At 73.8% G+C, this 11,524-nt stretch carries 11 protein-coding genes and 1 pseudogene; 6 read left to right on the top strand and 6 right to left on the bottom strand.

All coding sequences use genetic code 11. The features are described from left to right. Positions 1–295 precede the first annotated feature (295 nt). A complete protein-coding gene (locus tag ACI2LW_RS32885; RefSeq protein ID WP_404734927.1) occupies positions 296–781 on the bottom strand; it encodes a hypothetical protein in 486 nt (161 codons plus the stop codon). A 308-nt stretch (positions 782–1,089) separates the two neighbouring features. Then, a pseudogene (locus ACI2LW_RS32880) lies at positions 1,090–1,623 on the bottom strand (ATP-binding protein); the annotation flags it as partial. A 318-nt stretch (positions 1,624–1,941) separates the two neighbouring features. Here ACI2LW_RS32880 and ACI2LW_RS32875 point away from each other — a divergent pair. The 3 genes from ACI2LW_RS32875 (at position 1,942) to ACI2LW_RS32865 (ending at position 3,995) form a co-directional block, all read left to right on the top strand. After that, complete coding sequence (locus ACI2LW_RS32875) at positions 1,942–2,802, top strand: helix-turn-helix transcriptional regulator (RefSeq protein WP_404734926.1); 861 nt, start codon at positions 1,942–1,944, stop codon at positions 2,800–2,802. Next, positions 2,803–3,081: a DUF397 domain-containing protein gene (locus ACI2LW_RS32870; RefSeq protein WP_404734925.1), complete on the top strand. Its 279-nt coding sequence runs from the start codon at positions 2,803–2,805 to the stop codon at positions 3,079–3,081. Between the two features lie 83 nt (positions 3,082–3,164). Further along, positions 3,165–3,995 (top strand): SAM-dependent methyltransferase, encoded by an 831-nt coding sequence (locus ACI2LW_RS32865; protein ID WP_404734924.1) that lies wholly within the window; start codon positions 3,165–3,167, stop codon positions 3,993–3,995. 389 nt (positions 3,996–4,384) lie between these two features. Here the strand turns inward: ACI2LW_RS32865 and ACI2LW_RS32860 are convergent, their stop codons facing one another. Continuing rightward, positions 4,385–5,872, bottom strand: coding sequence for a glutamate synthase subunit beta (locus ACI2LW_RS32860; RefSeq protein ID WP_404734923.1), 1,488 nt, complete (start codon positions 5,870–5,872; stop codon positions 4,385–4,387). Between the two features lie 224 nt (positions 5,873–6,096). Here ACI2LW_RS32860 and ACI2LW_RS32855 point away from each other — a divergent pair, with 224 nt between their 5' ends. Next, complete coding sequence (locus tag ACI2LW_RS32855; RefSeq protein ID WP_404734944.1) at positions 6,097–6,738, top strand: uridine kinase; 642 nt, start codon at positions 6,097–6,099, stop codon at positions 6,736–6,738. Positions 6,739–6,871: 133 nt separating this feature from the next. Here ACI2LW_RS32855 and ACI2LW_RS32850 read toward each other — a convergent pair whose 3' ends face one another. Then, positions 6,872–7,999, bottom strand: coding sequence for a magnesium and cobalt transport protein CorA (locus tag ACI2LW_RS32850; RefSeq protein ID WP_404734922.1), 1,128 nt, complete (start codon positions 7,997–7,999; stop codon positions 6,872–6,874). Positions 8,000–8,152: 153 nt separating this feature from the next. On the opposite strand from ACI2LW_RS32850, the gene ACI2LW_RS32845 reads away from it, so the two are divergent. Next, complete coding sequence (locus ACI2LW_RS32845) at positions 8,153–8,947, top strand: methyltransferase domain-containing protein (RefSeq protein ID WP_404734921.1); 795 nt, start codon at positions 8,153–8,155, stop codon at positions 8,945–8,947. Between the two features lie 22 nt (positions 8,948–8,969). Here ACI2LW_RS32845 and ACI2LW_RS32840 read toward each other — a convergent pair whose 3' ends face one another. Then, positions 8,970–9,863: a carbohydrate kinase family protein gene (locus ACI2LW_RS32840; RefSeq protein WP_404734943.1), complete on the bottom strand. Its 894-nt coding sequence runs from the start codon at positions 9,861–9,863 to the stop codon at positions 8,970–8,972. Positions 9,864–10,000: 137 nt separating this feature from the next. Then, positions 10,001–10,906 (bottom strand): pseudouridine-5'-phosphate glycosidase, encoded by a 906-nt coding sequence (locus tag ACI2LW_RS32835; RefSeq protein WP_404734920.1) that lies wholly within the window; start codon positions 10,904–10,906, stop codon positions 10,001–10,003. Positions 10,907–11,004: 98 nt separating this feature from the next. Between ACI2LW_RS32835 and ACI2LW_RS32830 the strand changes: the two genes are divergently transcribed. Next, a complete protein-coding gene (locus ACI2LW_RS32830; protein ID WP_404734919.1) occupies positions 11,005–11,433 on the top strand; it encodes a VOC family protein in 429 nt (142 codons plus the stop codon). Positions 11,434–11,524: the final 91 nt, after the last annotated feature.

Genomic DNA, 11,524 nt, shown 5'->3' with positions numbered 1-11,524 from the left:
CGGCGGCCTCCCCCGATCGCCCGACGAACGCCCCACTATCGCGGGACGGGCCGCCGTGGGGCAGGGCGCACGGCCCCGGCGGGCGAAGCACGCGGGCGCGCGGCGCCAGGCAGCACGGGGGAGGGACACGGGGGGACGGAGGTGCAGGGGCGGGTGCGCGGGTGGATCCGGCGGGGCGGCGGGACGGGGGTGCCGGGTTGCTCGGGCCGGGCAGGGGGACGGGGCGTAGGCGGAGGCGGAGGGGCAGGAGGAGGGGGATGGCGGTGCGGGGGCGGGTGCGCGGGTGGTTCCGCGGTCAGGCGTTCAGGGTGCGGGACCACGCCGGGGTCGTCCCGGTGACCCGGCACACCGCCAGGTACAGCGGGATCGGCGGGGTGTAGGGGACCGTGCCGTCCGGGCGGTGGATGAGAGCGGGCAGCGGCTCGGGCGAGGCGTCGGGCAGGGCCGCGCCGGTGGCGTAGTGGGCGGGGGCGGGCCATCTCAGGGCGTAGTCGGAGTCCGAGGGGACGATCCACCACCAGTGCGCCTCGTCGGCGTAGACGCACCCCACCCGCGGCAGCCTCGGCATCAGCAACGGGCCGAAGCGGGCGGGCACCGCCACGGCGTCGTAGCCCAGCGGTGCGGTCATGCCGTCCGGGACGGACAGCCGGCGGGGAGGGGCACCAGCGCCGGACGGGCCGGGGCCGCCGGTTCTGCCGGGGGCGGCCAGATCGCGCCCCAGGCGTACGAGTGTGTCGAAACTGAGCGCCCGGACGGAACCGGAGGCGCCGCTCACAGCCATGCGGCCCCCGTTCGGTGTGACTGCTCGGGCACGGCGGCGCGCCGCGCCTGCCGCTCGTCGTCGCCCGGGGTGCGGACCGGGCCGGGCTTGGGGCGGGCGCCCCAGCCCAGGTCGGCGCGGGCGTGGTGCGCGCCGTCGCGGCCGGTGCGCACCTCGTGCGCGTCCGCGTGGAGGGCCTCGTGCGGGCCCGCGTGGGCGGTGCGGGCCAAGTGTGCCTCGTCGCGGCCGGTGAGGGCCTCGTGTGCGTCCGCGTGGCCGGTGAGGGCCTCTTGCACGTCCGCGTGGGCGGTGCGGCCGTCGCGGGCGGCGTCGGAGCGGAGAGGGGCCGCGGCCCCGCGTTCCAGCTCCGCCCACACGACCAGTCCGGCGCCCTGCTCCTGGGCGCCCCACGCCCGGCACAGGGCGTCGACGAGGAGCAGCCCCCTCCCGTGCTCCTCCTCCGGCCGGCGCGGGGACGGGTGCGGCTCGTCGGGGGCGCAGCCCTCGTCACGCACGGCTATGCGCACCAGGTCGTCGCCGTCGTGCACCTCGCAGACGATCTGGCTGCTCGCGGTGTGCACGATCGCGTTGGTGACCAGCTCGGACACGACCAGGGCCGCCGTGTCACAGGTGTCCTCGCACACCGACCAGCCGGTCAGCCGGGCCCGGGTCAGGCGTCTGGCCTGTGCGGGGGAACCCGGGTGCGCGGCAAGTTCGAAGCGGAACCGGCGCTCGGCAACGGCCCCGTGAGGGCCCGCTCCCGTGGTCGCACCGGGGCCGGCCAGGCCCACGGCGGCGTCTGTTCCTAAGGGCGGGGACGGAATCACGCTTGCCACTATCGCCGCGCCGTGAACACTTGGCAAGTGCCACTATGAAAAATGCAGAGTGCTGTATGACGCCGTGAAGGGCCGTGGCACACTGCTCGCAACAGCACGTCGCGCGGCGCCAGTTGAGACCGGTGAAGGCCCGTCGGGTCTTCGAAAGCGTCTTCGAATGGCGCCGCAGGGCTGTGCGGGAACCCGTGCTTTTCGCGCGGTCCGCGCAGTTCGTGCGGGGTTCGTCCGCAGTGCGTGCGCAGTGCGTGCGCAGTGCGTGCGCAGTGCGTGCGCAGTTCGTGCGCGGTCCGCGCGCGGTCCGTCAGGACACCGCGGAACAGGCTTTCGGGGCATGGGAGGTGGAGGGTGAGCGAGCCGCGGTCGGCGCCGACCGTCGGGCAGGTCGTGCTCGGCCGGCGCCTTCTCGACCTGCGCGAGAGCGCGGGACTCAAACGCGAGGAGGCCGCCCGGATCCTGCGCGTCGCCCCCGCCACGGTCCGCCGTATGGAGATGGCCGAGGTCGCCCTCAAGATCCCGTACCTCCAGCTCCTGCTGAAGGCGTACGGCGTGTCCGACGAGGAGGCCGAGGACTTCGTCGAACTGGCCGAGGAGGCCAACCGCCCGGGCTGGTGGCAGCGGTTCCACGACATCCTGCCGGGCTGGTTCTCGATGTACGTCAGCCTCGAGGGCGCCGCCTCGCTGATCCGCTCGTACGAGCCCCACTTCGTGCCCGGGCTCCTGCAGACCGAGGACTACGCCCGCGCCGTGCTCAGATCGGGGGCCATCGGCCAGACCAGCCCCGAGGACATCGAGCGGCACGTCGCACTGCGCATGCGGCGCCAGGAACTCCTCACCCGCCCCGACGCGCCCAGGTTCTGGGCCGTGATGGACGAGACCGCGCTCAGCCGCCCCGTCGGCGGCCCGGAGGTGATGCGCGCTCAGATCGACAAGTTGCTCGAGGCCACGAAGCTGCCCCATGTGACCCTGCAGGTCGCCCCGTTCGAGGCGGGGCCGCACCCGGGCACCTACGGGCCCTTCGTGCTCTTCCGGTTCGCCGTGCCCGAACTCCCGGACATGGTCTACAGCGAGTACCTGACCGGCGCCGTCTACCTCGACGCCCGCGCCGAGGTGGCCACCCACCTCGAGGTCATGGACCGCATGGCGGCACAGGCCGCTACGGCACATCGCACCAAGGAGATCCTCCGGGATCTCCGCAAGGAGCTGTGAATGGAACGCATCACGTCCCAGCCCAAGCCGCGGATCCGCGGCGAGCGGCGCATCTACAACGGCATGCCCGCCAGGGACCTGGGCAGCGAGGGCTGGCACAAACCCTGGAGCGGAGGCAACGGCGGCAACTGCCTGGAGGCGATGAAACTCGCCGACGGCCGGATCGCGGTACGCCAGTCGACCGACCCGGACGGCCCCGCCCTCATCTACACCACCGACGAGATGACCGCCTTCATCGAAGGCGCCAAGGCGGGGGAGGCCGACTTCCTTCTGGCCTGAACGCACCGCCTTTTCTCAGCTCGATCTCCTTATCTTGGTACTGACTTGATCATTCGTTGCACCACACGCTTACGGAGTGCCTCATGACCGGGACGACCGGCACGACCGGGCCCGACGCCGCCGGACCCGCCGGGATCGACACCAGCAAGCCCCATCCCGCGCGGATGTACGACTGGTACCTCGGCGGCAAGGACAACTACCCCGTCGACGAGGCCATGGGCCGCCAGATGCTGGCCCTCGAGCCCCGTGTGCCGGTGATGGCCCGGGTCAACCGCGCCTTCATGCACCGCGCCACCCGCTGGCTCGCCAAGGAGGGCGTCCGGCAGTTCCTGGACATCGGCACCGGCATCCCCACCGAACCCAACCTCCACCAGGTCGCCCAGCAGATCGCACCGGAGGCGCGCGTCGTCTACTGCGACAACGACCCCATCGTCCTCGCGCACGCCGCCGCGCTCCTGCGCAGCACGCCCGAGGGCGTGACGGAGTACCTCCAGGCGGACGTGCGCGATCCGGCCGCCATCATCGAAAAGGCCCGCGCGATACTGGACTTCGACCGGCCGATCGCCCTGTCCCTGGTCGCCCTGCTGCACTTCGTCTCCGACGAGGACGGAGCGCACCGGCTCGTCGACCGGCTGCTCGCCGAACTCCCGTCCGGCAGCTACCTGATGATGACCCACGCCACCGCCGACTTCACCCCGGAGGACTCGGCGGCGGCCACGGAGAAGCTGAGGGCGGCCGGTGTCACCCTCGCCCTGCGCTCCCGCGAGGAGTTCACCCGCTTCTTCGACGGCCTGGAGCTCGTCGAGCCCGGGGTCGAGGTCGTCCACCGGTGGCACCCCGAACTCGGCGACCCGGTACCGGGACAGGACGACGGGGTCATCCCCGGCTACGGGGCGGTGGCACGCAAGCCCTGACACCCGCACCGGCCGGCGCCCGGGCCCGCCCGTCGCACCGTTACCAGTTGTTACCGCACGCCACCAGCCCTCACCGCACCGTCATGCACCGTCCCCGCACCGTCGCCGGACGGCTGCCGACCGTCGCGCGTCGTCTGTCGGCCGCCGGGTCCGGCCCGTCGGCCGTACGGGCGGCCCGGACCCGGCGGGCCGGAGGGCGGCGGGTCGAGAGCCGGGAGAGTGGGGAGGCGGCGGGCCGGTGGGCCGGTGGGCCGGCAGTCCGGCGCCCTGACGGACCGGAGTGGCGGCCGGCCGCGGTGGCCGCGGTGGCCGCGGTGGCCGCGCGGTGGTCGCGCCACCTCACCGGAGGCACGGCCCGTCCGCCGACGCGGCGCTCACCGCCGCACCGGCTACACGGTCATCGGCCGGTCGTACGGCCCTATCGGCGCCGGAAGACGCGAACTCCCCGTCAGGAAACGGTCGACGGCCGCCGCCACCGCCCGCCCCTCCGCGATCGCCCACACGATCAGCGACTGGCCGCGGGCCGCGTCCCCCGCCACGAACACCCCGGGCACGTTCGTCGCGAAGTCCGCGTCGCGCACGATCGTGCCGCGCGACGCCAGCTCCACCCCCAGCTGATCGACGAGCCCGTCCGCCCGGTCCGGACCCGAGAAGCCCAGCGCCAGCAGCACCAGGTCCGCCGGGAGCGTCCGCCCGGTCCCGGGCAGCGGGCGCCGCTGCGCGTCCACCTCCACGAGATCCAGCGCCCGCACATGCCCGTCCGCGTCGCCGGTGAAGCGGAGTGTGGAGGCCGCGAACAACCGCGCGTCGGCGTCCGCCTCCGGCGCCGTCCGCAACTCCCCGGCCTCCTGGTGAGCGGGCGACAGCCGGTAGATCTTCGGATACGTCGGCCACGGCTCCACGTCCTCGTCCCGCTCCGTACCCGGCTGCGTGTAGATGTCCAACTGGGTCACCGAGGCGGCGCCCTCCCGCACCGCCGTGCCGAGGCAGTCCGCCCCCGTGTCGCCGCCGCCCACGATCACCACGTGCCGGCCCGCCGCCGACAAGGGCGACACCGCCAGGTCGCCCTCGCACACCCGGTTGGCCAGCGGCAGATACTCCATCGCCTGGTGTATCCCGGCCAACTCCCGCCCCGGCACCGGAAGTTCCCGCCACGCCGTGGCCCCGGTGGCGATCACCACCGCGTCGTAGCGCGTCCGCAGCTCCCCGGCCGACACATCCCGTCCGACCGTCGTGGACGTGCGGAACTTGGTCCCCTCGGCCAGCATCTGCTCCAGCCGCCGCTCCAGATGGTGCTTCTCCATCTTGAACGAGGGAATGCCGTACCGCATCAGCCCGCCGAGCCGGTCGTCCTTCTCGTACACCGCGACCGTGTGTCCCGCGCGCGTCAGCTGCTGGGCCGCGGCCAGTCCGGTCGGCCCCGACCCGACCACGGCGACGGTCCGCCCGGACAGCCGGTCCGGCACGCGCGGCGGGACGAACCCCTCCTCCCAGGCCCGGTCGGCGATGGCGCACTCGACGTTCTTGATGGTGACGGCCGGCTGGTTGATCGCCAGCACGCACCCCGCCTCGCACGGCGCCGGGCACAACCGCCCGGTGAACTCCGGGAAGTTGTTCGTCGCGTGCAGACGGTCGCTCGCCGCCCGCCAGTCCTCCCGGGAGACCAGGTCGTTCCACTCCGGGATGAGATTGCCCAGCGGGCAGGCCTGGTGGCAGAACGGGACACCGCAGTCCATGCAGCGGTCCGCCTGCTTGCTGATGATCGGCAGCAGCCCGCCCGGGACGTACACCTCGTTCCAGTCCCGGACCCGTTCCTCGACGGGCCTGCGCGGCCACTCCTGGCGGGGTGTGGTCAGGAAACCCTTGGGATCGGCCATGGCCGTCCCCCTCGCGTGCGCGTGCGACAGGCCGTGCGACATCGGGCGGCACTCTTCCGGCCACGATACGTCCGCCGGTCCGTGCGCGCAGGGTGGGTGGACAGCGCTTTCTGCGCGGCGGGCGGGGGGCGCACGGTGTGGACAGCGCGTCCGCGCGGAGGGCCGGCGAGCGCACCGTGCCCGGTCACAGCTCGCGGGACACCGCGGCCCGCCCCTGGCGCATCATGGGCCGTGTGCGATTCGAAGCGATCACCTGGGAACGGCTCGGCGACCTGCTCGCCGAGCGCCTGCTCGACCTGAAGCCCGGTGACGGCAGCCCCTGGCCGCGCATCGCCTTCGACGGCGCCCCCGCCGCGCGCCCGGGCGAACTGGCCGGCCGCGTCTCCCAGGCGCTGCGCCTGCTCGGCCGCCCCTCACTGGCGGTGGACGCCGAGGGGTTCCTGCGCCCGGCCTCACTCCGGCTGGAACACGGCCACCGGGACCCGGAGTCCTACTACAACGGCTGGCTCGACACCGGCGCCCTGTGGCGCGAGGTCTTCGAACCGCTGGAACCCGGCGGAGACGGCCGCGTCCTGCCCGACCTGTGGGACCCGGTCACCGACCGCGCCACGCGCAGCTCCTACGTCACCCTCCCTCCCGGTGGCCTGCTGTTGCTGCACGGCCCCCTCATCCTGCGCCACTGGTTCCCTTTCGACCTGACCGTCCACGTCCTCCTCTCCCCGGGCGCCCTGCGCCGCCGTACGCCGCAGCCCGATCACTGGACCCTGCCCGCCTTCGAGCGCTACGAGGCCGAGACCGACCCGGCCGGCACGGCCGACGTCCTCGTACGCGCGGACGACCCACGCCACCCGGCCTGGCGCGGCTGAGGGCCGGAGACGCCCGCCCGTCCCGCCGCCCGCCCGTCCCGCCGGCCGTCCGGCCACCTCGGACCACCGGCGTCCCGCGGTTCCGCCGCCTTCCCGTAACGGGACCCGCGGACCGGGCCACCGGCGGCCGGCGTCACAGCCAGCCGTTGCGCCGGAAACCGCGGTACAGCACGAGGCAGGCGGCGGATATGACACCGATCACCAGGGGATAGCCGAACCGCCAGTGCAGCTCCGGCATGTCCGTGAAGTTCATGCCGTACACCCCGCACACCATCGTCGGCACGGCGATCACCGCGGCCCAGGCCGTGATCTTGCGCATGTCCTCGTTCTGCGTCACCGTCACCCGGGCCAGGTGGGCCTGCAGGATCGAGTTGAGCAGTTCGTCGAACGCGGCGATCTGCTCCTTGGCCCGTATCAGGTGGTCGAGGACGTCACGGAAGTAGGCCTGTATCTCCGGGTCGACCACCCGGATCGGGCGGGTCGCCAGGTCCTCCACCGGCCGGGCGAGCGGCACCACGGCCCGCTTCAGCTCCAGCAGCTCACGCTTGAGCTGGTAGATCCGCCCCGGGTCGGTCCGTGCGCCGTTCTCCGCGAAAACCTCGGTCTCCACCTGGTCGATGTCCGCCTGCACCGCGTCGGTCACCGTCAGATACTCGTCGACCACATGGTCCGCGATCGCGTGCAGCACCACCGCCGGCCCCTTGGCGAGCTGCCCCGGGTCGGCCTCCAGCTCCTCGCGCAGCGGGCCGAGCGAGCCGTGCCGCCCGTGCCGCACCGTGATGACGAAGTCCCGGCCGACGAACACCATGATCTCGCCGCTGTCCACCACCTCGCTCGTCGCGGTCAGCGTCTCGTGCTCGACGTAGCAGACCGTCTTGAAGACCGCGAACAGTGTCTCCCCGTACCGCTCCAGCTTGGGGCGCTGGTGGGCCTCGACCGCGTCCTCGACCGCCAGCGGGTGCAGGTCGAACAACTCGGCGATGCCGGCGAACTCGGCGTCGGTCGGCTCGTGCAGCCCCAGCCAGACGAAACCGTCGCCGCTGCCGCGCACCCGCCGCACGGCCGCCACCACGTCGCCGGGGTCCGGCAGCCGGGCGCCGTCCTGATAGGTCACGCAGTTCACCACCGAGGAGCCCAGCGGGGACCGGGCGGGATGACTCAGGTCGACACGGCCGCGCCGTCGTGCCAGCCGCGCCACCCTGCGCAGGCCGCCGACCTTGTCGAGGGCCGCGACCTTCCGCAGATTCCCTGCCATGGACATCTGGATCTCCTTGCGTGGATCTCCTCGCCGGGCGCGCTCTGCGCTCTGGCGGGCCAGTCTGCCAGCACGGCCGGAGCCGCGGGTGGGCCTGTGGAAACGGGGCATTCCGCTTGGTTCCCGCCTGTGGACCGGGGAACGTTGGATCATCGCGTCATGACCGACAGCGACGGATATCTGCTCGACAACCGGCAGACGGAGGCGGGCGAACGCTTCGACGCCTTCGCCGCCCTTTTCGACCCGACGACGTTCCGCCACCTCGACGCGCTGGGCGTCGCACCCGGCGGACGGTGCTGGGAGGTCGGCGCGGGCGGCACGTCCGTCGTCGACTGGCTCGCCCGACGGGTCGGCCCCGAGGGACGGGTCGTCGCCACCGACATCGACACCTCCCTGGTCGCCGCGGCCGCCCGCCCCAACGTGGAGGTGCGGGTCCACGACGTGGGCGCCGAGGAGCCGCCGGGCGAGGACTTCGACCTGGTGCACGCCCGGCTCGTCCTGGTCCACGTGCCCGACCGGGAGAGGGCGCTGCGCTCGATGATCGAGTCGCTGCGCCCGGGCGGGCGGATCCTGCTCGAGGACGCCGACCCCGCGCTGCAGCCCCTGCCGTGCCCGGACGAGCACGGCCCGGCCGAAGCACTGGCCAACCGCTTGCGCAGGGGCTTCCGCCGGCTGCTCGCCGACCGTGGGGCCGACCTGTCGTACGGGCGCACGCTGCCCCGCCTGCTGCGCGAGGCCGGGCTGCGTCAGGTGGAGGCCGAGGCCTACTTTCCGGTCGCGTCCGCCGCCTGCGCCGCCCTGGAATCCGCGACGGTCCGCCAGGTGCGGGGCCTGCTCGTCACCGCGGGCCTGGCCACCGACGAGGAGATCGACCGCCACCTCGCCCACGTGGCCTCCGGCAGCATGGACCTGGCCACCGCGCCGATGATCTCCGCCTGGGGCATCAAGGCGTAGGAGTCCGCCGGTGAGCGGCAGGTCAGGGCACCGGCACAGGAGGTCTCCCGCCCACCCGCGCCACCGCCAGGGCACCCGCCCGGCAGCCCCGGGCCGCGGCGTCCTCCGGGCCGGCCCCGGTGAGCAGCGTGGCGAGGAAGGCGCCCGTGAAGGCGTCACCGGCGCCCGTGGTGTCCCGGGGCGCCACGGGCAGGGCCGGCACCCGGGCGCACACCGCGCCGGAGCGGGCCACCAGCGCTCCCCGCGCGCCCAGTTTGACCACCACCAGGGGGATCCGCCGGCTCAGCGCGGCCGCCGCGTCCGCGGGATCGGGCAGCCCGGTCAGCAGGCCGGCCTCGTCACGGCTGGGCAGAAGCACGTCCACCCCGTCCACGAGGGACAGGAACCGGTCCACGCCCAGCGACAGGAGGAATCCGGCCGAGGCCGGGTCCAGGCTCACCGGCACGTCCCGCGCGCGAGCCGCCGCCACGGCGGCGGTCACCAGGGCCCGGCTCGGCTGCGAGAACAGCAGGTAGCCCGACAGATGCAGCCTGGCCACCCCGTCGAGCAGCTCCGCGGACCAGTCCTCGGGGCCCAGACGCAGGGACGCCCCGCTGTCGGTCAGAAAGGTGCGCTCGGCGGCCGACCCCGCGTCGACCAGGCAGACCACCGTTCCGGTCGGCGCCTCCCGGTCGACCACCAGCCGGGGCCGCACCCCGGCGGCGACCAGTTCCCGCTCGTGCCAGGCCGCCGTGTCCGCGCCCACCCGCCCGAGCAGCCGCACCTCGGGACAGCCTTCGTGGGCTGCCCAGCAGGCCACGTTGGCGCCCGCGCCGCCCGGCACCGTCCGGATCGCGGCGGGTGTGTCGGTGCCCGGCGCGAGCGGCCCGCGGTGCCGTGCGACCACGTCGGTCACCACGTCGCCGACCACCAGCAGCGCGCCGCCGCCCGGACGGCCGGCCCCGCGCCCCGCGCCACGGCTCTCCGGGGCGGGGACTTTGGAGCCGGCGCCTCCGCCGCCGGCTGCGGCTTTCCGGCGCCCTGGCACTTCCCGGGTCCGCCGCGGGTCCGCGGTCACCTCCGTGTCCAGGCGCCCGCGATCCGCGCCGCCAGCCGTACGTTGCCGCGCACGGCGGCCAGGTTGGCCCGCAGTGAGGCGCCGTCGGTGTGCCGCACCAGGTGGTCGAGCAGGAACGGGGTGACCGCCTGACCCGTGACGCCCCGCTCCGCGCAGGCGCGCAGCGCGTCGGTGAGCACGCGCGCGTGCAGCTCCGGATCGAGCTGCTCCTCCTCGGGGACGGGGTTGGCGACGATCAGCGCCGAATCGGGCGTGCGCAGCACGTTCTGCGCCCGCATCACCTCGGCGACCTCCTCGGGGGTGCGCAGCGTCCAGTCGACGGGGTGCCCCGAGTCCGACAGGTAGAAGCCGGGGAAGCGGTCGGTGCCGTAGCCGGCCACCGCGACTCCCAGCGTCTCCAGCCGCTGCAGCGTCGCTGGCACGTCCAGGATCGACTTCACACCGGCGCACACCACGGTGATCCGGGTGCGGGCCAGCAGCCCGAGATCCGCGGACTCGTCCTGCGTCACCGTCCACTCCCGGTGCACTCCGCCCAGCCCGCCCGTGGCGAACACGCGGATGCCCGCCAGGGCGGCCAGCAGCGCGGTCGCCGACACCGTCGTCGCCCCACTGGCCCCGGCGGCCACGGCGAGCGGGAGGTCGCGGTGGCCGAGCTTGCGGATGCCGTCCTCGTTCGCCACCCGTTCGAGCTGCTGCTTGTCCAGTCCGACGTGCGGACGCCCGTCCAGCACCGCGATCGTCGCGGGCATGGCGCCCTCCCGGCGGACCGTGTCCTCCAGTTCCAGCGCCACCTGGAGATTGCGCGGGCGCGGCAGCCCATGGGCGATGATCGTGGACTCCAGGGCCACCACCGGACGGCGCGCGGCGAGCGCCTCCCGGACCTCTTCGGACACCACCAGCACGTGCCTGCCTCCCGTCTGTCGCTCTCCCCTCATCTCTGGCGGGCCCCGCACCCGGCCAAACCCTTGCGGCCGGTGCGGCACGGCACCAGCCTGGGTGCATGACGGACAACACGCCATGTCTCGACCATGTCGTCCTGTGGGTGCGCGACCCGGTCGCCGCGGCCGGCTTCTACGAGCGGATCGTCGGCCTCGAGCCGCTCAGACTCGCCGAGTTCGTCGCGGGCGAGGTGTCCTTCCCCTCCGTACGTCTCAACGAGGAGACCATCCTCGACCTCGCCCCGCCGCCCATGGTCGCCCGCATGAACATGCTCCCCGGTGCCGCGGACAGCGCGGGTCACCCGGTGAACCATGTCTGCCTGTCCCTGCCGGACGCCGCGTTCGACGCCCTGCACGCCCGTCTGCGCGAGCACACCGTGCCCGTGTCCGACTTCTCCTACGACTCCTTCGGCGCCCGGGGCGCGGCCCGGCGCAGCTTCTACTTCCGCGACCCGGACGGCAACGTCATCGAGGCCCGGCACTACGACTAGCTGTACCCGGTCATGACTTTGGTGACAGTCGGGTGATCGGTGGCTGGCCGCCGAGCGCAGTGTGTCGGCGGCCAGTGTTGTAGAAGTGCAG

It is taken from the genome of Streptomyces sp. NPDC004065, from assembly GCF_044903565.1.
Lineage (GTDB): Bacteria > Actinomycetota > Actinomycetes > Streptomycetales > Streptomycetaceae > Streptomyces.
Note: the sequence above shows the minus strand (reverse complement) of the source record. Positions and strands in the feature narration are given on the sequence as shown.